The organism is Bifidobacterium gallicum DSM 20093 = LMG 11596 (assembly GCF_000741205.1).
Classification (GTDB): Bacteria; Actinomycetota; Actinomycetes; order Actinomycetales; family Bifidobacteriaceae; genus Bifidobacterium; species Bifidobacterium gallicum.
In genome coordinates, this window is the sequence record NZ_JGYW01000002.1 from 119,119 (window position 1) to 145,713 (window position 26,595).

At 55.5% G+C, this 26,595-nt stretch carries 16 protein-coding genes; 7 read left to right on the forward strand and 9 right to left on the reverse strand.

Translation table 11 applies throughout. From position 1 onward, the window contains the following. Positions 1-157: 157 nt before the first annotated feature. From deoC to BGLCM_RS01370, 5 genes are all read left to right on the forward strand, one after another. Complete coding sequence (gene deoC / locus BGLCM_RS01350) at positions 158-835, forward strand: deoxyribose-phosphate aldolase (RefSeq protein WP_006295100.1); 678 nt, start codon at positions 158-160, stop codon at positions 833-835. 287 nt (positions 836-1,122) lie between these two features. Beyond that, a complete protein-coding gene (locus BGLCM_RS01355) occupies positions 1,123-2,331 on the forward strand; it encodes a phosphopentomutase (RefSeq protein WP_044084554.1) in 1,209 nt (402 codons plus the stop codon). Positions 2,332-2,487: 156 nt separating this feature from the next. Beyond that, entirely contained in the window at positions 2,488-3,195 is a 708-nt protein-coding gene (deoD, locus tag BGLCM_RS01360) for a purine-nucleoside phosphorylase (protein ID WP_006295102.1), read from the forward strand. 160 nt (positions 3,196-3,355) lie between these two features. Next, positions 3,356-4,660, forward strand: coding sequence for a pyrimidine-nucleoside phosphorylase (locus BGLCM_RS01365; RefSeq protein WP_044084468.1), 1,305 nt, complete (start codon positions 3,356-3,358; stop codon positions 4,658-4,660). A 501-nt stretch (positions 4,661-5,161) separates the two neighbouring features. Beyond that, positions 5,162-6,643 carry an MFS transporter gene (locus BGLCM_RS01370; protein WP_006295105.1) on the forward strand — a complete coding sequence of 494 codons (1,482 nt, stop codon included), beginning with the start codon at positions 5,162-5,164 and terminating at the stop codon, positions 6,641-6,643. A gap of 634 nt (positions 6,644-7,277) precedes the next feature. Here the strand turns inward: BGLCM_RS01370 and BGLCM_RS01380 are convergent. Further along, positions 7,278-7,958, reverse strand: coding sequence for an ECF transporter S component (locus tag BGLCM_RS01380; RefSeq protein ID WP_081450398.1), 681 nt, complete (start codon positions 7,956-7,958; stop codon positions 7,278-7,280). 232 nt (positions 7,959-8,190) lie between these two features. Continuing rightward, positions 8,191-9,423 (reverse strand): ROK family transcriptional regulator, encoded by a 1,233-nt coding sequence (locus BGLCM_RS01385; protein WP_006295110.1) that lies wholly within the window; start codon positions 9,421-9,423, stop codon positions 8,191-8,193. Between the two features lie 609 nt (positions 9,424-10,032). On the opposite strand from BGLCM_RS01385, the gene BGLCM_RS01390 reads away from it, so the two are divergent. Beyond that, complete coding sequence (locus tag BGLCM_RS01390; protein ID WP_006295111.1) at positions 10,033-11,577, forward strand: xylulokinase; 1,545 nt, start codon at positions 10,033-10,035, stop codon at positions 11,575-11,577. Positions 11,578-11,716: 139 nt separating this feature from the next. Here BGLCM_RS01390 and BGLCM_RS01395 read toward each other — a convergent pair whose 3' ends face one another. The 6 genes from BGLCM_RS01395 to BGLCM_RS01420 form a co-directional block, all read right to left on the reverse strand. Then, positions 11,717-12,337 carry a sugar O-acetyltransferase gene (locus BGLCM_RS01395; RefSeq protein ID WP_006295112.1) on the reverse strand — a complete coding sequence of 207 codons (621 nt, stop codon included), beginning with the start codon at positions 12,335-12,337 and terminating at the stop codon, positions 11,717-11,719. A gap of 696 nt (positions 12,338-13,033) precedes the next feature. Beyond that, positions 13,034-15,490, reverse strand: a complete 2,457-nt coding sequence (locus tag BGLCM_RS07910; protein WP_052295111.1) for a sialate O-acetylesterase — start codon at positions 15,488-15,490, stop codon at positions 13,034-13,036. 434 nt (positions 15,491-15,924) lie between these two features. Beyond that, positions 15,925-17,583, reverse strand: coding sequence for a glycoside hydrolase family 43 protein (locus BGLCM_RS01405; RefSeq protein ID WP_044084473.1), 1,659 nt, complete (start codon positions 17,581-17,583; stop codon positions 15,925-15,927). Positions 17,584-17,741: 158 nt separating this feature from the next. Continuing rightward, positions 17,742-18,656 (reverse strand): carbohydrate ABC transporter permease, encoded by a 915-nt coding sequence (locus tag BGLCM_RS01410; protein WP_006295116.1) that lies wholly within the window; start codon positions 18,654-18,656, stop codon positions 17,742-17,744. A 1-nt stretch (position 18,657) separates the two neighbouring features. Next, positions 18,658-19,695 carry a carbohydrate ABC transporter permease gene (locus tag BGLCM_RS01415; RefSeq protein ID WP_044084475.1) on the reverse strand — a complete coding sequence of 346 codons (1,038 nt, stop codon included), beginning with the start codon at positions 19,693-19,695 and terminating at the stop codon, positions 18,658-18,660. Positions 19,696-20,911: 1,216 nt separating this feature from the next. Beyond that, positions 20,912-22,189: an extracellular solute-binding protein gene (locus tag BGLCM_RS01420; RefSeq protein ID WP_006295121.1), complete on the reverse strand. Its 1,278-nt coding sequence runs from the start codon at positions 22,187-22,189 to the stop codon at positions 20,912-20,914. A gap of 352 nt (positions 22,190-22,541) precedes the next feature. Between BGLCM_RS01420 and BGLCM_RS01425 the strand changes: the two genes are divergently transcribed. Continuing rightward, a complete protein-coding gene (locus BGLCM_RS01425) occupies positions 22,542-23,585 on the forward strand; it encodes a LacI family DNA-binding transcriptional regulator (RefSeq protein WP_044084558.1) in 1,044 nt (347 codons plus the stop codon). A gap of 809 nt (positions 23,586-24,394) precedes the next feature. On the opposite strand, the gene BGLCM_RS01430 is transcribed toward BGLCM_RS01425, so the two are convergent. Further along, a complete protein-coding gene (locus BGLCM_RS01430; protein ID WP_006295127.1) occupies positions 24,395-26,266 on the reverse strand; it encodes a family 43 glycosylhydrolase in 1,872 nt (623 codons plus the stop codon). Positions 26,267-26,595 lie beyond the last annotated feature (329 nt).

Consider the following 26,595-nt stretch of genomic DNA (forward strand, 5'->3'; position numbering starts at 1 on the left):
ACATGAGGGACCTCACAAGGATTGTATTGCTCGATCCCGCGGCCCCTCATGCCATATCAATCACCACACTTGCCCGAACAGTCCTGGAATTGTTCGCCAGCAACCTGGCTCACAGTGATGTGAGCCATTCCCTACCCCACCATCGAAAGGACACACGATGACCCTCACCGTCGAGGAACTCGCCAAATACATGGACGCCACACTGCTCAAGGCCGATGCCACAGAAGAGCAAATTGATGAGCTGTGTGATGAAGCCAAGCAGTACGACACTGCATCCGTATGCGTCAACCCCTACTGGGTATCGCGCGCAGCCAAGAACCTGGCCGACACCGACGTCAAGGTGTGCACCGTAATCGGTTTCCCATTGGGAGCCAACACCACGGCCACCAAGGTCTTCGAAACGAATGACGCCATCAATAACGGCGCTGATGAAATCGATATGGTCATCAATATTGGCGAACTCAAATCTGGGCATGATCAAGTGGTGTTCGACGACATCAAGGCCGTGGCCGATGCGACCCATGCCCAACACAAACTGCTCAAAGTCATTATTGAAACCGCATTGCTCAATGATGATGAGAAAATCCGGGCCACCAAGATGACGCTGGATGCCGGTGCCGATTTCGTCAAGACGTCCACCGGTTTCTCCACTGCAGGCGCCACAGCACCCGATGTGGCATTGATGCGCGAAACCGTCGGCCCCGACTTTGGCGTCAAAGCAGCTGGTGGCATCCACTCGCTCGAAGAGGCTTACGACATGATCAATGCGGGCGCTACGCGACTTGGCGTATCCGCCCACGTGCAAATCCTTGAGGAAGCCAAGCAAAACGCCTGACTGATCCATTCACAGGCTGCGCCAGCTTAAGCATGCATTATCGCAGCATTCTTAAGCTGGCACGGCACGTGGACGCAATATCAGTAGCATCAATCGAACACCTACCAAACCTTTCCACTACTACACCACTACACCACCACAATCGGGGATTTTCACGCGCAAAGTCAGGGGATGACGTTGCACGTACCTAACCACTCTCAGCTGAGGCCTGTTCAACGGCATGGAAGCCGCATGGCCGCACACCATTGTGGACGTCCTGGTTCAACGACGAAATGGGGCATACCATCATGACCAACACCAACTATCGTTTTCCTCGCGTATTCGCCATCGCGCTTGATTCCATCGGCATCGGCGAAGCACCTGATGCAGCCAAATTCAATGATGTGGGAGCGGATACGCTCGGCCACATCGGCGCCTTCATGAAAGGCGGCCTGCACCTGCCTAACATGCAACGGCTGGGATTGGGCAATATTCGCAGCGACAATCCCATTGAAGGTGTGGAGCCAATCGAACACCCTATCGGCTGCTATGGCAAGATGACTGTCACAAGTTGGGGCAACGACTCATTGGATGGCCACTGGGAAATGATGTGCCTGCCCGTACGGTTCAACATGTCGTTCTTCCCCAACGGCTTCCCCCAACAAATCGTCGACAAGCTTGAAGCCTTCTCCGGGCGCAAAGTCATTGTCAACAAGCCCTATTCAGGCACTGAAGTCATCAAAGACTACGGTGAACACCAGATGGAAACAGGCGACCTGATTCTGTACACCTCAGGTGATTCGGTGCTGCAAATCGCGGCCCATGAGGATGTGATTCCGCTCGAAGAGCTCTACCGCATCAGCGAATATGCGCGCACATTGATCAACGGCCCTGAAATTGTGATGGGTCGCGTAATCGCGCGTCCTTATGTGGGACCCGACAAAGATCATTTCACACGCACGTCGAACCGCCATGATTACGGATTGGAGCCCACTGCTCCGACCGCATTGGACTATCTGCATGGTGCAGGTCTCGATGTGCTTGCCGTCGGCAAGACGAATGACATTTTCTCCGGCCACGGCATCGACCGCGGATGGCGCAACAAGAGCAATATGGATGGCATGGACCATGTTGACGAAGCCATGGGACTCGACTTTACGGGCCTGTGCTTTGCCAACCTCGTGGATTTTGACGCGATGTACGGTCACCGTCGCAATGCCCAAGGTGATGCTGAAGCGCTTATGGATTTCGACCGTCGTCTCGGCACCGTATTGGATGCCATGCGTCCTGATGATTTGCTGATGATTACCGCCGACCACGGCAATGATCCGACCTATACGGGCACCGACCACACCCGCGAGTTCGTGCCACTGCTCGCGTATAGCCCTACAATGCACCATCCCGGCACCTCATTGGGGGTGCGCAGCACCTGCTCGGACATGGGAGCCACGATTCTCGACAACTTCCACGTTGAGGGCAATGGCGAAGGCACCAGCTTCCTTGAAGCCATCAGCTGACGGTCACATGCGTCAAGCGCATGCCCTTTGCGCCGAGGAACACCACTCCTAAACCAATACGTCAACATCCAATTCACATCAGCACATTGCGCCGGTCTGGAACGTCTTGGCATCCCAACCCATGACACGTCCAGCCGCGAAGAAAGGAAGACCACCATGGCCACTCCACACAATGAAGCCGCACCTGGCGATTATGCTCCAATCACATTATTGCCCGGAGACCCCTTGCGTGCACAATACATCGCCGAACACTTCCTCGACGATGTTCGCCAAGTCAATGGTGTGCGCAACTGCCTCGGATTCACGGGTTCTTACCAAGGCCACCCCATTTCCGTGCAAGGCACGGGCATGGGCATTCCCAGCATGTCCATCTATGTGACCGAATTGGCGACCGTGTATGGCGTGACCACAATGTTGCGCGTCGGATCATGCGGAGGTGTCGACCCACGGGTCAATCTGCGCGACATCCTGCTCGCACAAGGTTCCTCCACGGATTCCAATGTTGTGGCAAACACGTTCCAGCCAGGCATCCACTATGCCCCGCTTGCCGACTTCGAGCTGCTGAACACAGCCTATACAAAAGCGCAAGAGCTTGGGCTGCACGTGCGCGTGGGAGACATATTCGCCGCCGACCGGTTCTACAACGATGAAATCGATATGCGCAAACTCGCCGATTATGGCGTGTTGGGCACAGAAATGGAATCCGCTGGATTCTACCTGTTGGGAGCCAAATACCACTTCCGTGCGCTGTCAATTCTGACAGTATCGGATTTGCTGCTGCGCGAAGGATCCACCACAAGCAAGGAACGCGAAACCGGATTCAACGACATGATCCATCTCGCGCTCGAAACGGCTATCGCCTGACGCAGGCAGCGGCCAGGAAGCAGCCACAGTAATACCAATACTCATTCTCTTCACCCCTACCGCCGCGCTGCCTGTCAACCTTGAACACCCTCAAATCCGGGAGACAGGCAGCCTGCGGACCATTGCCGCGGCGTAACGCGGACCACAAAGGAGGCTCCCCATGCGAATGGTGGACGTTATCGACACGAAACGCAACAACCAAGCGCTCAGTGACGAACAAATCGATTTCTTTATTGACGGATGTACGGACGGTTCGATTCCCGATTACCAGACGAGCGCACTGCTCATGGCCATTTGGCTCAACGGAATGAACCAACGTGAGATGCAGCGATTGACGATGGACATGTTGCACTCAGGCGACGAACTCGACTTGAGCGACATTGACGGCATCAAAGTCGACAAGCATTCCACCGGAGGAGTTGGCGACAAAACCAGCATCCCGTTGGCACCGCTCGTGGCGTCACTGGGCATTGTGGTGCCGATGATTTCCGGACGCGGCCTGGGACACACAGGAGGCACGCTCGACAAGCTGGAAGCCATTCCGGGGTTCCAAGTGGAAATTGATGAGGACGCATTCAAACAACAATTGCGCGACGTAGGTTGCATTATTGCAGGAGCTACTGGGAATATTGCACCTGCGGATAAGAAAATTTACGCACTGCGCGATGTTACCGACACAGTTGATTCGATTCCGCTGATTGCCGGGTCCATCATGAGCAAGAAAATCGCGAGCGGCACCGATGCGCTGGTCATGGATGTCAAAACAGGATCGGGCGCGTTCATGAAAAGCGAGGAGCAAGCGGCCGAACTGGCGCGCACGCTCGTCGACATCGGTAAAGGTGTAGGAATGAACGCGATGGCCGTCATCTCCGACATGAACCAGCCGCTCGGTAAAGCCATCGGCAACGCGTTGGAAATTCAAGAATCCATTGAACTGCTCAAAGGCAACGGACCGGCCGACCTGGAGGAGCTCGTGCTGACCATCGGCAGCCAAATGGTAGTCATGGCCGGCAAAGCCGACACACTCGACGAAGCGCGCGAACTGCTCAAAGCCCAGATTGCCAACGGCGAGGCTCTCGACACGTTCCAGCGCATGATTGAGGCACAAGGCGGTGACGGCAACGTCATCAACGACTACACACTCCTGCCGCAAGCCAAATACCATGTGCCGCTCACCGCCAAGCATGCGGGCGTCATCACGGGCATGAAAGCCGATGAGCTTGGCGTGGCATCGATGATGTTGGGCGGCGGACGCGCAGCCAAAGAGGACGAACTTGACTATGCAGTCGGCCTCGTGCTCGACAAGAAAGTCGGCGACCATGTCGACGAAGGCGAGCGCATCCTCACAATCCATACCGACCGTCCTGATGTCGACGATGTCATTGAATTGCTCGAATCCAACATCACTATTGGAGATGCCGAGGATGTGCCTTCAATGCCGCTGATTCACCGCATTATCGAATGACCGGGAATGTGCGGTTCGCACCCGCGTGGCTCCCTCCAGTCTCCAGCCTCCAGTCTCCAGCCTCCAACTAGCCACCGCATACGCCGTGCCGGCGCGTCCATGGTGGAGCTGGTGACCGATTCAAGTCGTGGTTGCCGCATCCGACGAACTATCCGACTATCCCCATTGTCGGATACGGCAACCGCCCATCTCAAGCTCAAGTCGCGTCCGCTATGCGCATCAGGCGAATCACGCGCATCAGGCCACACGCATCGTGCCACATGCCGTCGCCCTGCACGGCCATGGACGCGACCACAGCAATCATCCATCATCAACCCGCCGCCGACACACAAGGAGCCGCACCCCCTAAAGCTTTGTTGACCCACTGATCCACAACCCAACCCAGCAATGGGCGCGGTGACGAGGCGCGATCATCTCGTCACCGCGCCCACTTACTATTCCAGCCAACCAAACCAATCTCCTGAAATCCCCTAATTTATTGTGAAGAAAAGCAGTATCCCCATGACAACGAAATCCAATCCGGAGACGCAAACAGACGCGCAGGCGCGCACGGCAAACGGTTCATCCGTACGTTCCTTGGGTGCGCTACGCCCGGCAACTCAGCCTGGCACGCCGCAAACCAATGGATCCGACGCTGCCGAGGTTGCCAGGCGCGCGCGTAAAACATTGTTCCCGTTGTTGGGTATCTATCTGCTTGGCGCGCTGTGTTTGCAGGCTTTCAATATGGTGTTCGCCAAAATCGGTTCGGATTTGGGTGCCGCGACGAACGCTTCGCTGATTACAGCCATCCCTGGCGTCGTGCTTGCCATCGTGTGTTTCATTTACGGTTCACTCGGTGATTTCGCGAGCCTGAAAACAATGACCGTGTTTGGCATTGTGACGCTGGTTGTAGGGTCCGTTGGCGGATTCTTCCTGCACGGTTCGCTCGTGTTCGTCATCCTGTTCCGTATCATTCAAACGATCGGTTTTCAAACCGCCGGTTCCGTGTATCTGGTTGTTGTGGCCCGATATTTGACGGAGCGTGAGAAACTGCTGTATTTCGGCCTGTTCACGGCCGACTACCAGTTGGCTACCGCCATTGGCGTGGTGTCTGCCGGCGTGTTTTCGGCCATCGATTGGAAGTTCCTGTTCCTCATTCCGGTCATTGCTGTGGTCTTTATTGTGCCGCTGCTGAAGTATCTGCCTGGCAAAACCGGCGGCAAGACGCATATTGACGTGCCCGGTTTCGGTTTGTTTGGTGCGGCCATTTTGTTCTTGACGCTGTTCTTCTCGGTGTTGGACTGGTGGATGCTGGCTGTGAGCGCCGCGTTCCTCGTGCTGTTCGCCATATACATCACGAAGGCCGACAACCCGTTTGTCACGCCCGAGTTCTTCAAGAACACGGCCTGGCGTGAATCGGTGTTGCTGATTGTCATCTTCTATTTCATCAACTTTGCGATTACTCCGTTGTGCAATGATTTCGGCGCGGGCCTGTTCGGCATGTCGAGCACCCAGGTGTCGCTCATGCTGCTGCCCGGCTTGATTATCGCCACGATCACCGGTTGCTTCTCGGGACGTATCGTCACCAAGCTCGGCAAACGCTGGTCCATCACGCTGGGTGCCGGACTCATGGCTGTCGGTTTCATCGTCGGCGGTTTGTTGTTGCGTTTGGGCCCTGTGCTCATTGGCATTTGTGCCGCACTGATTTACGCTGGCATGGCCACGCTTTACTCCCCGACGGCCAACACGGTGCTCGGCACGCTGCCGCCTGAGCAGACAGGCCGCGGCGTGGGTATGAACGATCTGGCCATGCAGGGTTCCGGCGCCGTGGGCATCGCGCTGTTCGGCGGCCCGATCTCCACTCACGCGTTCGCTGGCAACACGATTCTCGGCCCCGAGGGCACCTACGCGAGTTCCGCCACGATGCTCATCATTTTCGGCGTCATCGTCGCCTCTGGCGTCTTGTGGCTACAACTGCACCACAAGAAGTTCTACCAAGCCTAGCCTTTCCTCCCATTCCGCCCTTCGCCCCTCTCCCCTTTCCTCATCATCCCGCACGTAAGCTAGTTGCGTTACGTGCGGGATGATTCCAGCCAGTCTCATGCAACATCTTCAGTTACATCCCACCTTCCCGCACGTAAGCCAGTTGCGTTACGTGCGGGAACATCACCGGCACTCTTTTGCAATGTTCTTAGTTACATCACATTCCCGCCTCTTCCGCACGTAAGCTAGTTGCGTTACGTGCGGGAGGGCGAACGAAATAAGAATGATAATCATTTTCAATATCATTCCCGCCTGCGGCCGCCCCTCCATGCATCATCCCGCACGTAAGCTAGTTGCGTTACGTGCGGGAACATGCGTATGAGAATTATTTTCAACATTCCTGCTCGCCCGGTTTCAGGGCACTCTTGTTCATCTTCCGTTCCGCCTTCCACTTCCCCTTTCGCTCTACTTTCCGCGCTCATTCCCATTGATTCACGCACCACCCTCCCGCACGTAAGCCAGTTGCGTTACGTGCGGGAGAGAAAAGATAGAGGGAACAGGAAGATATTGATATTGATTACCGAAACGCCCGCATGGAGTATCGTGTACCTCCATGCGGGCGCTTCCCGTATTTGTGGGTTGGCGGGAATGATAATCAGGCTTCAACTGCGCGAGCGCGCACAGCACGGCCCGACGCGAAGCGGTCGAGCGCTCCAGTGCGAGCGATGGCCATGAATAAGAACCATGTCGCCAGACCAGCGATGACCACACCGCCAATCACTTCCGTAATTATGTGCACCATGCCGCGGGGGCTGAGCAACGAAACCCCTTGGTATCGCGTGAATAACAGGAACACCCCATATTCGAGCGCAACACAGACGCCTGAAATCATCGTTATCGGCAGCGTAAAGACACGCAGTCGCGTGACATAGAACGGCAGCTCGGTGAACAAGCCCTGCAAAATGGCGGAAGCGAACGTCATCACGATGTCATATTGAGTGCCCATGACCATTTGCGCGAGTACGGTGACGACGTTGACGAACATGGCCGCGCCAGGTTTGCGCAAAATGAGCATGGCCAGCGGTCCCGAGAAATACCAGACCGCATGCATGATGCTCGTCACGCCGGGAAGGATTGCACTCAGCACTGGCGAGATGGCGGCGTATGCAAAATTGAACCCCCAGAAAATGACGCCGCATGCCACGCCTAGTGCGGCGCCAACGGCGACATCAGCGGTCCTCCAACGCATGCTCGCACGGCGCACGGCGGCTGCGGATGCTGCAGAGGAAACGCTGGAGGATGATGAAGGAACTGGTGATTGGGGACGCAAAGACATGGCTCTCCTGCCGCTCGGTGCCGCACACAGAATAATCAGAGACGTTCCTTGACCTGCGCGGCTCGGGCGGGAACGCCAAGGACACCGTAGCAGAAGAACGCGGTCGAGCGCATATGTAGCTCAACCGATGGCCCTTGGCATGCCCACACCCGAACGCCGATGGTGAACAACTTCATCAATCATCAATCACCGGTCCGTCAATCATCAGAATGTAGCTCAGTCCAATACATATTCACGGCAACGGAGGCAGCAAGAAATCAACTGGATTTTCCAAAAAATAACGCAAACCAGTCTGAGCAGCCCCCACGAGCGCCGGATGTTTCACACCCATAACTCGTTTTATTTCCACACGCACATTCTCTCTAGCCAAAATCTGTTGCTGAATATCGGTACGCAAATTATCGATATGCTCATCAAGCAATCGAGCCCATAAACCACCCAATATAACCGTAGAAGTATCCGAAATATTGATAGTGGAAGTCAGTGCAGAAACCATGGCGTGGAACGCATCGGACATCACGCGCAGCACAGCCGGATCACCATTCTTGCCACGTTTGATGAGCTCTTCAAGCGATTCAAGGCTTGCCGCCTCAGCATCGGATGCGATGCCCGAAAGCTCCACCATGGAACGTCGACCCGCATACGCTTCAAGACAGCCCAACCTGCCACACGGGCACTGCGGTCCGTTCAACGACACTGATAAATGACCAAACTCGCCGGCATACCCATGCTCTCCGGTCACCAAGTTTCCATTGCGCACCAACGCGCCGCCAATACCGATGTCAGTGGATACATAAATAAACGAGCCATTGGGAGCCGCCGGCGCGTCAGGGCTGACAGGCGTGGCATACCCGGAGATTTGGGAGATCGCAGCCATATTGGCTTCATTCGATACCTTGACATTCAAGCGCGAGATAAACGGCAGTTCGGACAAATCCAACTGCTCCCAGCCCAGATTGCGCGCCACCAACAACTTGTTGCCGTCCGCAACCAAACCCGGAAGCGCCAAACCCGCCCCGGCAATCAGATACCCCTGCTCCCGCAAAATGGCTTCCTGCTCGCTCAGCATGTCATCAATATGGGAAAAAATAATTGGGGCTTGGGCCAAATGGAAATCCCCGGCAATCCAGCGCTCAGCGATGACATTGCCATCAAGATCCATGGCCAGGATGCCGTATCCGTCCGTGTTGACTTGAATGCCAATGCCGCAAATCACACCACCGTTAATGACCAACGGCGTACTGGGTCGGCCATATACGGCCTGCATTGCCGGGAGCCCCTCCTTAAGAATGCCCCCTTCCAGCAACTTCGTCGCCAACAACGATATCGTCGCTTTGGTCAAACCGGTTTTCTTGGCGATGTCAGCACGGCTGAGCGCACGCTCCGAATGCAGAATGGTCGAAATCATCACTGACAGGTTATGGTTCCGCAAATCCTCTTGATTGATACGACGTAGAGTAGCCATGCCATCCCCTTAAGTCCTCATCCATAACGATGCCAGTGTATCGCGCTCCACACCTTATTTTTTAATGCAAGAACACGCCACGCTCACGCATACGGTCGAGCCGTCCGACAGTTACACGCCATACGCCCCGTTGGCTTGGCATCCTCGTAAGGCGCCTCAGAGGCCACCACCCCCGCAGCACCTTCCATCGGCCACGATAGCGCGAGTGCGCGATTGTACGCACCCCGCGCATCCGCTGCATTCGTGTTGAGCAAAACGAACCATCCATGATATAATTAAATCATTAAACTATTGCGTTGGGTGAAGCGGCCACACGGCCACTCGCCGCCACAGCCAGGATCAACCGGCATCCTTCCCGCACGTAAGGCAACTACGTTACGTGCGGGAAGGCGATGAGCACAGGAAGCGATGCGTAAGTATGCGTAGGCACTGAAGCCAAGCATCACACAACAAGACCGGCACCCGTGCTCGCATCCACCCCTGCGGTGACGGCCACCCAGCGCAACAGTTACAGCCCAACCACCGAACAATTCAATCAATCAAACAACTTCCCTGAAGTGCACCAATCCATCTACCAACATCCACCCACACATCTCGGCAAAGGAGACGATGATGACACAATCCACAGAACGCACACTGGTTGCCGGCGTCGACACGTCAACCCAATCCTGCAAGGTACGCGTCACCGACGCAGCCACCGGCGAGCTCGTACGCTTCGGACAGGCCAAGCATCCCGACGGCACGACAATCAACCCGGAATGCTGGTGGACCGCGTTCCAAGAGGCCGCGGCACAGGCGGGCGGCCTCGACGACGTGCAAGCCATCGCCGTGGGCGGTCAGCAGCACGGTATGGTGCTGCTCGACCAGCAAGGCAACATCATCCGCGACGCCATGCTTTGGAACGACACCAGTTCAGCCCCGCAAGCCGCCGAGCTCATCGAAAAAATGGGGTGGGCGCCGACCGCCGACGGCGAGCCTGACGATGTGCTCGCGCGCGGACGCTTCCGCTGGGTCCAGGCGGTCGGCTCGTCCCCCGTCGCCTCCTACACGTTGACCAAAGTCGCATGGGTCGCCCAACATGAGCCCGAAAATGCCGCCCGCATAGCGGCTATTTGCTTGCCGCACGACTGGCTGAGCTGGCGCATTGCCGGGTACGGGCCGGTAGCCGAAGGGGAGGATGCCCATCTTGACGCGCTCTTCACCGACCGCTCCGACGCGTCGGGCACGTCCTACTATGATGCCGCCAACAACCAGTATCGTCGGGACCTGATCGCCATGGCATTGCAATCTGACGCTACGGGAACGCCAAGCGACGCCACCACAGAAATAGCCAATTCCCTTACGCTGCCCACCGTATTGCAGCCCAACCAAGCCGCGCCCGTCAAAGCCGACCCGAACATTGCCGGACGCAACGTGCCCGGCGGCTGCCTGATCGCACCCGGAGGCGGCGACAACGCCATGGCCGCGCTCGGCTTGGGCATGACGGAAGGTGACGTGTCGATCTCACTGGGTACGTCCGGCGTGGCCGCAGCCGTGAGCGCTACTCCCGTTTACGATCCGACAGGAGCCGTGTCGGGGTTCGCCGACTGCACAGGGCACTTCCTGCCATTGGCGTGCACAATCAACGGCTCGCGAATTCTCGACGCCGCACGAATGATTCTGGACGTCGATTACGAGGGGCTCAACACGCTGGCGCTCGCTTCCAAGCCCGGCGCGTGCGGCATCACGCTCGTGCCATATTTCGACGGCGAGCGCACACCGAACCGTCCCGACGCAACGGCAACGCTGTCGGGGATGACACTACAGAACATGCATCGCGAGAATTTCGCGCGCGCTTTCGTCGAGGGGATGCTGTGCTCGCAGCGCGACTGCATGGAGCTGATTCGTTCGCTTGGCTCCCCGATCGACCGCATTCTGCTGATTGGCGGCGGCGCCAAGTCGACTGCCGTGCGCACGCTGGCCCCTTCAATTCTCGGCATGGACGTCAACATGCCCGCCACGGATGAGTATGTGGCCATCGGTGCCGCACGTCAGGCCGCTTGGGTACTGTCCGGCGAGCAGCAAGCGCCGCGCTGGGATGTGCGGATTGAATCTACACAGACCGGCAAGAGTCATCCGGCTGTGTACGAAGCGTACGCTGCCGCACGCGGCTGAGATTAGTTGACCACAAGCGCCGCACTATCTTCCGGCAGTGCGGCGCTTTTTATTGTATGGTGATATGTATTTCTGATATTGCCTCAATACCACCCGAACCGTCACCACTCTTGCCCGCGCATATATATCGCACCAATAATCATGCAAAAAATGGATCAATTTCCGGTAGTGGACGAATAATGTTGCAAGGGTTGCCCGCTGCTATCGTGTTTGCCGGAATATCGCCCACCACTACGGATCCGGCGCCAATAATCGTGTTGTCGCCCACGCTGGCTCCCGGACAGACGGTCACATTGCTGCCAAACCACACGTTATTGCCAATCACCACAGGCAACGCATGCTCCCAACCATCCAACCGATTGTGCACGTCGAGCGCATGGTTCGGCGTATTGATGGTGCACCGCGGACCAATCAGGCAGTCCTCGCCGATGGTCACGAGGCCACCGCCGCAAATCATGAAGTCTTTATTGAGAAATGTGCCACGTCCAATAGTCAGCGCCATACCGTATTCAATTTCAAAGCGCGGGGTGAACTGCACGCCCTCGCCAGCGCCTGGAACGAATTCATGAAACAGCCGGTACGCCTCATCCGGATTGTCATAGTACACCGCATTGATACGCGAGCACATGCGCGCCGCCTCAGCCACATGCCTCGGCAACGTCATCGACTTGCGATACTGCGTAGGCTCGCCTTCAAATAAGCGGCGCAAATCGTCATCATCAGGATAATTCCGCAATGCTTCCTCGACCCGTGCGTCCATGCACCCACATCCTCTCCATCGAGATATGTTAAATCATTAAACGATTATATCAGCCCTTTCATTTCCGCTCCCGTTTTCACCCTCACCCCATCCCCTCTTCCCCACCCCATCCCTTCTCCCACACACCAGCCTATCCCCCAACGCCGCCCTTCCCGCACGTAACGTAACTGGCTTACGTGCGGGAAGAATATAGGGTGAAAAGCCAACCACCCCAAGCCGCACGTAACGCAACTGGCTTACGTGCGGGAGGGAAGCCGACAAGAGGCCGCACCACATCTCAACGATAATCATTCTCACCTATCCGCACGTAACGCAACTAGCTTACGTGCGGGAAAGCTCCCTGCACTACTACCCCTCTAAACGAGTCACCCTCCCCATCCTTCCCGCACGTAACGTAACTGGCTTACGTGCGGGAAGAGATCTGGCAAGAGATGGGCCAATCGCCAAATGATAACGACGCCCACTCATTCGCGTCTAAGACAACTGGCTGACGCGCGGAATAGCGCCTCATTGACGGCAACGACCCACGAAGGCGTCCATCCGCCCTCTCACGTAACACAACTAGCTTACGTGCGGGAGAGGGCGGATGGAGGAAAGGAAGTGTAAGGGAAGGCGGGAGAAACATTAAAGCATATAACAATAGCGCACCACGACGCTGAACGTGTGGTGCGCAGGAGGGATAAATATATTCAATAATTAATCTTCTATACGTAAGCGGAACGGTGGCATGGGAGTGATGGTCGAGCCCATCACCAGACCGTCATGGGGATTCCGCGACCAGGCGTAACGCAGTTCGAGCAGATCTTCCCGATCAGCATCGGGTAGTTGCACCATGAGCTGGCCTTGATTGATGCACGCTTGCGTAGGTACCGATGTCCCGTCGCGTAGAATCCACTCGAAACCTAATGGTGCCATGCCATCTTCCGTAAAGAGCACACCCGTCCAAGGGCTGCGTGATGCGTATCCCTGATGCAATGTATCCGCTTCAACGGCAATAGGAACCCAACCATTGTCGTTCTGCTGCCAGTCAATGCCAACCGCCACCGGAGTCGGCTTGTCATCCTCGCTACCGAATACGAAGCACATCGCAGCATGGGCCAAACGCTCTGCAATTTCACGCTTATGCACGGGATGCAAATCATAGGGATCACCACAACCCAATGCGACAATGGTGGCCACATCACTTACAGCACCACTGACATCTTGCGGTTCTTGTGGCACATCATCGCCAGCACCCCCCTCATTGCCATACTCGTCACACGCATCAAGGGAATAAAGCGGCTGTCCCGTATACGCATCCATAATGCGCCATTGTGCTTCGCGCACGGTTGGCCAGCCCCCGTCATCAGCGCATTCGGTTAACAACTCGGGCAATTGCACAATAAAGAATGGCAGTCGGTCAACATTCCAATTGGCGCGCCACAACTTGATCATGGCTTCCAACATGGCTTGATACCATTTGCTATCCGGACCGGTATTCGACTCTCCTTGATACCACAACACTGCACGCACCGCATAATCAAAACAGGGCGCGAGCATGGCATTGAACAACGCCATGGGTTTCCAGTTGATAAACACTTGTTGCGGGCATGCATCAGGCATCGCGGATGACATCGCACATTGCCACGCGCCATTCAAGTTCACCACCTGCAATGATTGGGAAAAATCATGCTGAATAATACGATTCTTGGTCGGCTCTTCCAAGCCGTCCAACGGTCGACCATCCACTTCCACAATGTCGTTGCACAAATCCCACAATGCCGCATGTTCTTCACGGGCCGCTTGCTTCGCCGCTTGCCTGCGGCGGTCTGGAACGACATGCGGTACGCCCACCAGGCTCAACCGTCGAGCAAGACGCTTCGGTTCCTTGCTCTCCCAGAACTCCTCAATATCATCCACATCCACAAGCCCATCGCCAATACGCAACTCCAGCCGTTTTCCTATGGCGACGCGAGCATCATCACCCTCGATACGCAGCCGCACCTCAATCACATTGTCCCCGGCACGCAGCGTACCTGCCGGCACTTCATATGACCGTGGCGTATAGCGATCAAACGACTCCCCCACCTTCACACCATTGACATACGTCTCATCAGCATCGGTCATCGTACCCAAATCAAGCAATGCCGGCAATGTCTCATAGTCGGCCAAGGAGATACGCTCAGGCAATCGCACTATGCGCTTAAGCGTCAATTCGCCGTGGTACCCATCCAAGGCAGGAAGTTGCGATGCAAGGTCGCCCGGAAGTACCACATCATGCCACTTCAAATCCTGATCTTCTAAACGCTGCTGAACACAGTGCTGACGCCAGCGTTCCTGCTCGACGATACTGTCTTGGGCGAGCTGCTCAGCCTTGTCAGTGAAACGAAATTGCGCAATCGACTCCGCAAGGTGAGGGAACGAAGACGCGGTAGCCTTATCCATCCATGATTCCACAGGGGAACCACCCAAAGAAATATTCAACAACCCAACCGGCACGCCCAGCAACCGGCGTAGGGCACGGCCAAACCAAGCACCCACTGTAGTAAACCTGCGGCGATGCTGACCTTCATATGGCTCCCACACCACGCTACGGGGTTCCCCAAGAGGCCCCTCAAAGCAATGGTCAGGCATGATTTTGCACTGCCGCAACAACGGGTCTTCCCACTGCAACAGCGCCGGATCGTCACGCCACGTCCACGACACGGGCAACTCCATGTTCGATTGCCCAGAACACACGAACACTTCCCCAACATAACAAGTACGCTGCAACGTTTCAGTCATACACAAGCCGGCACGATGCATGGCGAGCTTGGCATTGGGCAGCAAATCCATTTTGGCCACAGCCTCACGGAACCGCCGCTCCTCCTCAACACTGTAATTCACCGGTCCCCTGCGCCGACGCTTCGACGCCTGGACTGCGGAAATATCGTCATCCCCTAACGCGCCGACGGTGGAAACGAACGATTGGGCAATCAAAGAGACACACTCATTGGCACGCAGCGGCTCAAACCAAGCTTCCCACGTACCCTCTTCCTCCACGATTACTGTCTGGCACATCGGCCCCAACGTGACTTCAATCTGGGCGCCCGGCGTGCCCCATCCCCAAATCTTGATCGGCACGTCCCGCTGCAGCACGCATCCATCGCCAAACAGTACGGGCAAACGCAACATCGCAACCTCCTCGTCGCAGTATTTCCATGGATTGACAACTATCCCCTTCACCGAGGTCGATCAAGCAGCGCTCGAACCGCCCTCAATGCACTCACCCTAGGCATAATAAGAAGCAGTATGCAAACAATCCGGCGAGTATCCGCAAAAACTCAACAATTCATAATCACAACGATTCTTCATCTACACAGCTGTATCTGCTGATTCCGCCACATTTGTACACCCGCAACCGTTTTCGAACCGTTGCGTCACCCTTCTCCACTTCCGCTTGTGCCCTACGCTCCTTCCCGCACGTAACGCAACTAGCTTACGTGCGGAAAAGGGATGAAGCGACCCCAGCCCCATCCCGCACGTAACGCAACTAGCTTACGTGCGGAAAAGGGACGAAACAATCCGGCCCCATCCCGCACGTAACGCAACTGCATACTCAGCGTCCCTTAGACCTCGTCAGCGCTATCCGCGCAGGACTCGGCAGCAGCTTCAACAGCCTGGTAATCAAACTCGGTAAACCGGGCTTGACGACCATAACGCGTCATATCAACGCAAGCCAGACCAACGAACGCTCCAGTGAAGAAACCCCAATACCTATCCGCGGCATAGTCGTCGGACAGCAGCTTCGCGTCCAGCCACACGCCGGTTTCCTGCCAGTTCTCACCGTCGAAGGAATAGTCATAGGTGTACCGTCCGGTACGCACGCGCGTGCGGAACCACACGCGCTCGCAATCCTCGGGAACTGATACAGAACCTTCAGGCAGCAGCACTGTGGTCACATAGTTGTCGCACTGGGCGATGTTGATCGTGCGGCAATCATGCTGGTCATCCCAAGTCACATAAATCCACGACCACAGCATCGACGAATAGTAATTCGTTAAACCCGCCATTTGCGTGTACCAATTCGGTTGGAATTCCACGCAGACACTCGCGTCGAATTCAAAATGACGCCAGCGACGAGCCACCATCGATTGCGCGAACCGGTCAACGAGCGATCCTTGACCGATCAACGTCAACGCACCCCCGCCAACACTGCCCATCGCATCACTGAACGGCACTCGTTGCGTATTCCAGCCGATCTCCAGTTCATCAGTACTGAAATCGTCATGGAACGTTGCAATATCGGGCACTTGCATTTCAATGGCGTCACTTGGCGCCGGCACTTCCACTTGTCCGGCAATGCCGCCAACAATGCGCGGCCAACCGTCCGCATCCCACTCGACTTTCTGCAGCGACGTCTCGCGTCCCAGCGTGCACCATCCGCGCGTGCCGTGCGCAGGTTCGTCGGCATGTCGCCATGGGCGAGACATCAACGACGCGTAGTACCACTCGCCTCCCGGCGTTTGCACGAGCGCGCCATGGCCTTGCTTTTGAATCGGAAAATCAGGCGTCGTGAAGTTGGAAATGAACGGTCCGTCGGGTTCCAGTTCGAATGTTCCGTCAATCGTCCGCGAGCGCGCCACGACCTCCTGGTGCTCCCAGCGGGTGCCCCCTTCCGCGCAGAACAGATAGTACCAGCCGTTGATTTTATAAAGATGTGGACCTTCCACCACCTTCACATCGGTGCCGTTCCACAGCCTGCGCATACTTTCCGGCTTGAGGCGTTGTTCGTCGACGTCATATTCGGTGATGGTGATGCCATTGAACGGATGGTGTCCCGGACGCCAATCGGTCGTTTGCTGCACGAGATATTTGCGTCCATCATCATCGTGGAACAGGCTGGCGTCGAAACCGACACCATTCAAGGCGATGGGTTCGCTCCACGGCCCTTCGATGCTATCAGCCGTGGTCAGATAGTTCATCATGTCGGTGAAACCGCCGTCCATGCCTTTGACATCGGTGTAGACGAGCCAGAACTTGCCGTCCGCATACGACAAATCCGGCGCCCAAATACCACCCGAAGGCGGATTGCCTTTCATGTCAAGCAATGACACACGGTTCAACGGACTTGGCAGCGGCTTCCAGTGGACCATGTCAGTCGAGGCGTGCAAGGTGACGCCGGGCCACCATTCGAATGTGGAATTGGCGATGATGTATGTGTCATTGACACGCACAATTGACGGATCGGCATAAAAACCAGGAAGCACAGGATTGGTAATGATCATTGTCATTTCTCCTTGAAAGGTTGGTATGCGTGGAATCAGCCACGCAACGGTGCGGCACGCTTCGTTGCATGCGCAGAAATATCAATATGTATTGCAGAAAAGCCGTAAACCAAGGTCCCGGTTGGACAACGAATCCAAACCGGGACCGTCAACCATAATCAGCCCTTCACAGCGCCAGTCAAGCCGCCCACAATCTTCTTCTGGAAAATCGTGAAGAAGATGAGGGCCGGAAGCATGGCGAGCGATGTGAATGCCAGTACGCGGGCCGTGTCCACGGAATGCTGCGAACTGAACATTTGCACGCCCAGAGGCAACGTGTACTTGTTTTCCTGGCTGAGCACGAACAGCGGCAGCATGTAGGAGTTCCAGCTACCCACGAACTGCAAGATGCCGCAGGTGGCGACGCCTGGCATGGCCAGCGGGATGACCATACGCCAGAAGAAACCGAGACGGGAGCAACCGTCAAGCAAGCAGGCTTCCTCAAGTTCGAGCGGGATCGACTGCAAGAACGGCACGAGAATCACGATGGTCTGTGGCAAGCCGAACGCGATCTGCGGCAGGATGATGCCGAGCAGTGAGTTGGCCATGCCCAGGTTGCGGATCATCAAGTACAACGGCGTGATGGCGACGGTCATCGGGAACATGAGGCCGGCAGTGAACAGTGCGTACATGGCCTTGGAACCCTTGAAATGGTAGCGGGCGATCACAAAGCTGACCATGATGCCGAGCACCACGACGCCAACCATCGTGCAAATGGCGACGATGAGCGAGTTGACGAGCTCACCCCAGAACCCTGCGTTCTGGATCACGTCAATGTAGTTCTGAACCTGCCAAGGATCGGGCAGACCCGCGGGATTGTTCGTGATCTGGGCGTTCGTGCGGAAACCGCCAAAGATGATGTAGAGGACGGGCACCACGCAAATCGCGACGAGAATTAATGAGAAGAAGTAGACGATCGGGTTGCCCCACGGGGTCTTCGATGACTTGCGGTAGCCGTTCTTAGCGGAGTAACGATCATTCTTCTTGCCTGCTTTGCCGGTCTTGCCAGCAAACGAAATTGATGCGGAGGTCATCTTACTTCTCCTCTCCCTCAGATGCAGCCAGCACTGCCTCGGAAGCAGCGACCTGGGTGTTCGAGGACTCATTCTTGAACTTCTTGAAGCCAAACTTCTTCTTGGCCTTGCCATCCGTAAGAGCGCCATCCAGGTCGCGGTTGAGCACGAACTTCTGGTACGTCAGGGCGATGATGAGCGAGATGACGAAGATGATCAGGGCGACGGCCGAGCCGTAACCGTAGTTGCCAGCGCCTCGTCCTTCACGAACCATGTAGGTGGCCATCGTGGAGACACCTGCCGTGGTGGACACGTAGTTGCCCCAGACGATGTACACGAGGTCGAACAGCTGCAGTGAACCGATCATGGACAGGAACGCCCAGATGCGCAGCGTCGGTGCCAGCAGCGGCAGCGTGATGTTCTTCTGCATCTGCCAGAAGCCTGCCCCATCAACCCTGGCGGCCTCGTAGAGTTCCTCGGGGATTGATTGCAAACCGGCGAGCATCAGGATGACTGCGAAACCGATATACTTCCAGCTGATAATGAGCAGCAGCGTCCAAATGGCGATCTTGGGGTTGGCGAGCCAATCCACAGCCGGCAGGCCGATGCTCGTTAAAATCTGGTTGACCGCGCCCGTCTTCTGCAGCAGCAGGCTCCAGCCCGTGCCAACGATAACTTCGGAGACCACGTATGGTACGAAAATCAGCGTACGGATCAACGCACGGCCCTTGAACTTCTGGTTGAGCAACAGGGCAAACAACACCGCGAGCGGGCCTTGGATGACCAGCGAACCAATCATGATCAACAGCGGGTGCCCGATGGCCGCCTGGAAGTTGGGGTCTTTGAGCGCGATAATGTAGTTTTGCAAGCCTACGAACTTGCCGTTCGTGGATGGGCTGCCGAAGCCCTTCCACTGATAGAGGCCGTAGTAGGCGCCCAGGATGATCGGCAGGATCACAAAACCGACGAACAAGATGATTGCAGGTGCGGAAAGCACGAGAATCTCGAGCCGGTTGCGACCTTTGCCGCTTGACTGCTTGCTGGTCTTCGTTGTCTTCATGTTGGCTTCTTTGTCGTTGTGACGCAGCCGTGCATCTGGGACGACTGCGATTCGATTCGTTGCACTCATGGCTGACCTCACATCGTTGATACGGGTTCTGACGAATCCGAGTTTTTTTGGGGGCATCTCCACCTCCTCCTGGCTTCTTGAAGGTGACGAACGGTGATGAACAGTGTCACCTGCTCACTTGCTTACCTGCTCACCTGCCATCAACGATGATGGCGATGCCTGGAAGGAGGGTTTCTTTGAAAGCTGTGCATGTGTAGCGATTGGCAAGTTTCGGCAATTTCGTAATTCCTGTGGACAGTTCCTGCGGACCTTCAACGATTCAAGGAATATGCATGAAGAGCGAGGAACGGGGAACTGGAAAGGTTGGGAAGGAACCGGAAAGAGGGAACGACTTGCCAGATCGAATACTACGTTATGGTTTTCTCGGGATGATGGTGGTTATGTAGTGGATTGTGGTTGATGTTGCGCTGATGAACGTTCAGATGGCGTAATGGGGACCCCGACCGGCCACCGGGGAGGTAAACCGGCTAACAGGAATCCGGACCGGCAATGTTCACAACAATCGCGTGGACTTTCCTGGCGAACTTACGTGTATGCGACGATATTGCGTCTGCGGGGTCACCCGAAAACGTTGATCAGGGCGATCAACGTCGTTGAGGTTCCGGCATACAGACCAGCAGTATGGGCACTGCATATTACTTCGTACTGTTATACGCTGTTATACGTATACCGCACTTGTAGTGAACTATTTTCCGTTATCCGTCCCAGTTTTGCGCTCAATTCTCGGTTCAGCTGCTGTACTAAATGCGTTGCTCCTCTCGTTTGATTGTTCAGGCTTTCTGGCTTTGATGTTTTCTGCTACGCGAATCTGCTGGCCAGGGATACTGGCTGTCAATGATGATTTGACTGGGCACCGGTGAGCGATACTGCGATTCGGGCCAGCACTTTCCAACACTTTCCTCGGCATCCCCTCCCCACCACCCCTCCCGCACGTAACGCAACTACGTTACGTGCGGGAAGTTCAGAAGGTGAGGTATGAGGTATGAGCAAGGACCGCAAATACGTTCAGCAGAAGTTAAATAGGGAAGGGCGAGGGAACTCCTGGACACCAGTCCAGCTGCATGACATGGCAATCATGTCAATCATGCCAATCGTGTCAATCGCGTAAATCATGCAGCCGGACATATGCACAGTTCAGTTCAACCTGTCAGCCCTTGGCTCCTGCATCCTGCATTGCCTTGACGATGTCTTCCGGAGTGCCATTGCCCGAGAGCATGTTTACCACTGCGGAGTTCAGAGCGTTGCCAACATTGGTGCCGAGTTCGGTATCCATCCACAGCTGCATCGACGGCGCCTTGTCGAGATACTCCAACACCTGCTTGAGGGCCGGATCGGTTACCACCGCGCGAGCCGGTTCCGACGCCGGAATCGTGGAGAAGGCCTTCGCGTAGGCTTCCTGGTTCTTCTGCTCACCAATGAAGTTCACGAACTTGACTGCATTGTCGCCTGCGGTTGCGTTCACAGAGAAGTAGGTGACGCCACCCATGAGCGCACCCTTTTCACCTTGACCGCCAGCAATGGAGGGGAATGCGAAGAAGCCCAAATCAGCCATGGCTTTGCCGTCCTCGGTCAGATCCTTGACCACGCCTGGCTCCCACGCACCCATGAGTTCCATGGCAGCCTTATGGTTCGCCAGCAAACCTGCCGACGAGTTGGCACCCTGCTGAGCCGTGGTGGTCAAGTAACCATCATTGAACACATTGAGCTTGTTAAGTTCTTCCAGCTTCTCACCTGCAGTGACCCAGCACTGATCCGAGAAGTCCTTGTCTTGCACGCTCTTTTCGTACACCGAATTGGAGCATTCGCGAAGGGCGATCCAGTAATACCAGTGCGCTGCCGGCCATGCATCCTTGGCACCCAGGGCGATAGGAGCAATACCGGCATCTTTCAGCGTTGTGGCATCCTTGAGCAGGTCTTCCCAGGTGGAAGGAGTGTCGGCAATGCCTGCCTTGGTGAACAGATCTTTGGAATACCACAGACCGCCCGGCTCAACGGAAACCGGCACGCCATATACCTTGTTGTCGTAAGTGGCGGCTTTCAGGGCCGTCTTCATATCGGTCTTCACGGTATCGGAAATCTTGTCGGTCAGATCCATAAGCTGACCGGCGTCAATCATCTCCTGGGTCTTTTCACCGCCAAGGGCCATGAACACGTCCGGCCCAGTGGACGGGTCCTGCATGGCGGTCTGAATCTTGCCCGCAAAATCCTCATTTTGGATGGCCTGGATTTCAACCTTAACTCCCGGATTTGCAGCCTCAAAGTCTTTGGCCACTTGCTCCCAGTAGGCTTTGCCGTCGCCGGCTGTGGAGTTGTGCCAGAACGTGATTGTGCTGTCGTCATTGGTGGCGCCGGAGCTGCCGCATGCGCTCATGCCAACGACCGCAGCAGCTGCCAAGGCTGCTGCTAGAACGGACTTGACCTTCATGATTCCTCCTTGAATGATGTGCAAAGCACCATTGCCTCACACTGTTCAGTCGTTCGACCTCTCCAGCTCTCCCTCATGCAGACTGCGCCAATACTTGGCATCGACATCCATTCAGGAAAACCATCGAAAACTGATGTAGGATTTTCGAAAACTACTTCGCTGTGTTTTCGTAATTCTCAGATTAGACCGACTATCCAACATTGTCAATTCAGCTTACTTAGTATGTGTCGAGATGCGTAATCCCTTATAATTAAATGGGTTCACAACTCAACAATCTGTAATTTGCTCCTGTTTTCCCTGCAAGCAAAACTACGAAAGTTTCGATATGTTGGAGGCTACGGAAGGTACAATCATGGACATAACACCCTTGGCAAAGCCGCCAGCAGCACAATCGAAGCCCTTGCTCAGCGACATCGCACGCACCACAGGCTTCTCACTGGCCACCGTTTCCAAAGTGCTCAATGGACGAGCCGACGTATCCTCACAGACACGGCAAATCATTACCCAAGCACTCAACGATGCGGGATACAGCAAACATGGACGTTCCAAAACCTCATCCTCCACACTCATCGAGGTGGTATTCCAAGATTTCAAAACCGTGTGGGCTTTGGAAGTACTGCGCGGAGTCGTACACGAATGCAGCCAACACAACCTCAGCGTAGTCACCTCGGAAATCGGACACGGCCCAACCAGCATCACCGACTGGATCGATCGCGTGGCCCAACGCGGCATCATGGGAGCCATCCTTGTCTTTTCCGAACTCAGCCAGACTGAAGAGCGCAAACTTCAGTTCCACCACATCCCCTACGTCATTTTCGACCCCTCAGGAGATCCCAAGCCCACCAAACTGTGCGTCCAGGCCGACAACTGGACCGGCGGTTTGCTGGCCACACGACATCTTCTGACACTAGGGCACCGTCGTATCGGCATCATCACCGGCCCCGATGACATGCTGTGCTCACGTGCACGCCTTGACGGGTACACCACCGCGCTTGCTGAGGAAGGCATCCTCATCGATCCAGCACTCATCACTGAAGGAGACTTCACGACGCCCGGCGGTTACGCCCAAGCCATGGAACTGCTGCTCAACCCCGAGCGCCCCACCGCCATCTTCGCAGGCAGCGACCTTCAGGCCATGGGCGTTTACGAGGCCGCGCGCCAGTGCGGTCTTCGCATTCCTGACGATTTATCCGTCGTCGGATTTGACGATGTGCAAACCGCCGCTTTTCTCGGCCCACCCCTGACCACAGTCCGCCAGCCGCTGCAGGACATGGCCGTGGAGGCGACCCGCATGATTATTGAAACCAATAAAGATTCCACTTTTCAAAAACAGGTCATCCTGCCCACCACACTGGTCGTGCGCAACAGCACCGCCGCTCCTCCACAGCCCGAATAGATTACCACCCCTCACTCTCCTCTCTCTTCCCGCACGTAAGCCAGTTACGTTACGTGCGGGACGATACTGGTAGAGCAGAGCAAGTATCTACAGCAGAAATAAATATGGAAAACCAGGGAACCAGATAAATAACGCAGGCCACTCTCCCCTTGCCGCACGTAAGGCAGTTATCTTACGTGCGGCAGAGCGACGCCTGCATTGTTCAGGAGAAGAACGTTCAGAAGGATCTGCGGCCATCACATCAGCGCGGGCCAGTATCCGGTCAGCGTATCGCAATACAGTAACGCAGCCCAGAAGCGTACGGACGCGCGGACCAGTATCCAGTTTATTGACAGCCCAAGCTCCACACGCAAGCCAATTATGTTGAACGCGCCATCTATGGTGAACATGCCATCCGTCCGCACATGCCAGCCTTCCCGCACGTAAGCCAGTTACGTTACGTGCGCGAAGAAGACGGAGAAGATACCAAAGCCAAGTCGGCCGCTGCCCATCTCCCCTCCCTTCCCGCACGTAAGCCAGTTACGTTACGTGCGGATTGATAACGTGTTTCGTTACGCACAGCTTCACCAGAAATAACTTCATGTATTTCTGCAGTTTCCCAGACCCGCCACAGCCCCGCAGCCAGCGCGTCGCTTCCACGGCACATCCAAAAACTTGGCAAAGCAGCACACGACGCGCGACCCTTCATAAAAACTCCCCACCCTCACATAACAATTCCCGCACGTAACGCAATTGCGTTACGTGCGGGAATTGGGCGCGACGACGCTGTCGCGGGCGCAGACAAGATTCCCCAGCTTGCTTTACCTGAACTAACTCAGTGCACGACCCACCAAGCAGCCCACAAAACCGCCTGACCATTCCGTGCTGAGGAATCTGGCATCGATGTCATCAAGCATGAGCACAGATTCGAGCTCTTCATCAGCCATAAGTCCCAAACCAAGACGCCCATCGGCAAAGACTGCCACCAAACAGCCCTCAGGGTTATCCGGAAGAGTCACCATTCGGTCATCAATATGGGCGCCATTGACCACTCGCCAAGTCACACATAGCGAACCGTCATCCTGCGCAACCGGAGGCTGGATGATCACATGATGCAGATTATTCTGACGCAGAGTGATGTCGCAATCCGAAGGAAGCACTATGACCGTGCGATCCGATTCCAAACGATGCCACAATACGGAATCGTCGCAACGAAGACTCATCCAGTCTGCACCACGCTGTGGCGTGATAGTCAGATCAAGAATTCGCCAAGTGTCCGGTCCTTCCTCAATCACAACATCCGCAACAGCGTCCGCATCCGTGTCAATAGTTAATGATTCGACCAAACGACCCAAATTGTACCGGCCCACCAGCCAGCCAGGATCATCAATAGTGTTGTTGTCAGATGCAACAGATGGCTGTGGATCCCTATCCCACTTCACCGGGTAGAGATAGCTTTGACGGCCAAGGAAATTCAGATGGGATCCATCCTCACACGGTGTTTGAGGCGAACCAAGCGCTACGAGCCACCAACCCAACGTAGGATGACATAACACGTCAGCGTGGCCGACACATTGCACGCGTTCATCTGACCCGAGATGACGATGGGTAAGAATCGGGTTTTTCTTGTCAGGATGGAACAAACGGTTACGATCCGTATACACCGTCCGCTCGAGGCGGCATGTATCCGCCCGCGCCCCATCTTCCGTTTCCATTTCTTCTTTTCCGTCCACATCTTCAACCGCACGTAACGTATCTGTCTTACGTGCGGGAAGGGAGGGGTCGGATGGGCGGTCAGGAGACAATGGAGAGGATGTTTGCTCAGCATCGTCTTTAATAGCGGCGCGCATGACATAGGGGGAATCCGCAGTCAGGTCGGTATCACAGGAATCAGCATGATGAGAAATCAGCCGAACTGAGGGGAACTCAGCGAGCGCGGCAGCGAAACCTTCGGGAGCGAGCGTGCGCATGAGCATCTCACTGTGATCAAAAGAAGTGCCACCTTCGGCCGTCATCAGATACACATACGGGCCGTGGCGGAATAAATGTGGTCCTTCAGCCCAAACCGCTTCAATACCAAAGCCTTCCCAAATAACAGTCCGAGAGAACGGACCGTAGTCATCGGCATCCGGCTGCAGCTGCCAGGTGACAGGATTAATTTGTTGCGTCCATACCTGAGTATTCCCTTCCCAACGCGGGTCAACAGATGGGCGCGTTTGGGTCCACCACACAGAGCCATCAATATCTTCAAATAAATCGGGATCGATGCCGTTAGCACCACGCACCCAGAAGGGGCCATGCCACGGACCTTCCAAGCGGTCGGCAGTAATCACAAAATTGCCTTCCGCTTCCATAATTTCTTCAACATCACAGCCAGCATCGCGAGCCGCTTGAAAATCGATGTTGGCGACAGTGCATGCAATGGCATAACCATTGCCAATGCGACGCAATGTGGGAGCGAAAATCCCGCCAGAATCAGGGACAAAACGCAACAGCAAACGCTCAGCCATGGCGTCGTCAATCGCGGAGCCCAGCAATTCCCAATGTTGCAAGTCCTGCGACACATGAATCGGAAGGCCTGGAGACATTTCAAAAGAGGAATTCACAAGCGCCACACGAGTATTGGGCGCATCCCAAATCCAACTGGGATCCGGGTACATACCCGCCAGCACAGGATTGTCAATGGTGAACAGCGAATCCATGAAGAGTCCTTTCACAAGGCGGATGAACGAATAATGACATCCCTAATGACGAAAACAATGGATGAATATAAACCATCGCCAATCCCTTTCCCGCACGTAACGCAACTACGTTACGTGCGGGAAAGAGAAAAAGGTCTGACCTGACGATGCCGGCAGATCAGGGAAGAATTGAATTTACTGATATTGGATAAGGCCACCAGACGTGAGTGCAGACGGCTTATCTGACAACATCACGCCCCAATGGATAGGCGAAAGCCGCCGGTGACTTAAAGCCGGCGGCTTTCGTCGAAGTTCCGCAAATCATACAACAATTGTCTGATTAGAGAACT

Bases quoted from the DNA above. Each gene is read 5' to 3' on its own strand.
- deoC (WP_006295100.1), top strand. From the start codon at position 158: ATGACCCTCACCGTCGAGGAACTCGCCAAATACATGGACGCCACACTG.
- BGLCM_RS01355 (WP_044084554.1), top strand. From the start codon at position 1,123: ATGACCAACACCAACTATCGTTTTCCTCGCGTATTCGCCATCGCGCTT.
- deoD (WP_006295102.1), top strand. From the start codon at position 2,488: ATGGCCACTCCACACAATGAAGCCGCACCTGGCGATTATGCTCCAATC.
- BGLCM_RS01365 (WP_044084468.1), top strand. From the start codon at position 3,356: ATGCGAATGGTGGACGTTATCGACACGAAACGCAACAACCAAGCGCTC.
- BGLCM_RS01370 (WP_006295105.1), top strand. From the start codon at position 5,162: ATGACAACGAAATCCAATCCGGAGACGCAAACAGACGCGCAGGCGCGC.
- BGLCM_RS01380 (WP_081450398.1), bottom strand. From the start codon at position 7,958: ATGTCTTTGCGTCCCCAATCACCAGTTCCTTCATCATCCTCCAGCGTT.
- BGLCM_RS01385 (WP_006295110.1), bottom strand. From the start codon at position 9,423: ATGGCTACTCTACGTCGTATCAATCAAGAGGATTTGCGGAACCATAAC.
- BGLCM_RS01390 (WP_006295111.1), top strand. From the start codon at position 10,033: ATGATGACACAATCCACAGAACGCACACTGGTTGCCGGCGTCGACACG.
- BGLCM_RS01395 (WP_006295112.1), bottom strand. From the start codon at position 12,337: ATGGACGCACGGGTCGAGGAAGCATTGCGGAATTATCCTGATGATGAC.
- BGLCM_RS07910 (WP_052295111.1), bottom strand. From the start codon at position 15,490: ATGTTGCGTTTGCCCGTACTGTTTGGCGATGGATGCGTGCTGCAGCGG.
- BGLCM_RS01405 (WP_044084473.1), bottom strand. From the start codon at position 17,583: ATGATCATTACCAATCCTGTGCTTCCTGGTTTTTATGCCGATCCGTCA.
- BGLCM_RS01410 (WP_006295116.1), bottom strand. From the start codon at position 18,656: ATGACCTCCGCATCAATTTCGTTTGCTGGCAAGACCGGCAAAGCAGGC.
- BGLCM_RS01415 (WP_044084475.1), bottom strand. From the start codon at position 19,695: ATGAAGACAACGAAGACCAGCAAGCAGTCAAGCGGCAAAGGTCGCAAC.
- BGLCM_RS01420 (WP_006295121.1), bottom strand. From the start codon at position 22,189: ATGAAGGTCAAGTCCGTTCTAGCAGCAGCCTTGGCAGCTGCTGCGGTC.
- BGLCM_RS01425 (WP_044084558.1), top strand. From the start codon at position 22,542: ATGGACATAACACCCTTGGCAAAGCCGCCAGCAGCACAATCGAAGCCC.
- BGLCM_RS01430 (WP_006295127.1), bottom strand. From the start codon at position 26,266: ATGGATTCGCTGTTCACCATTGACAATCCTGTGCTGGCGGGTATGTAC.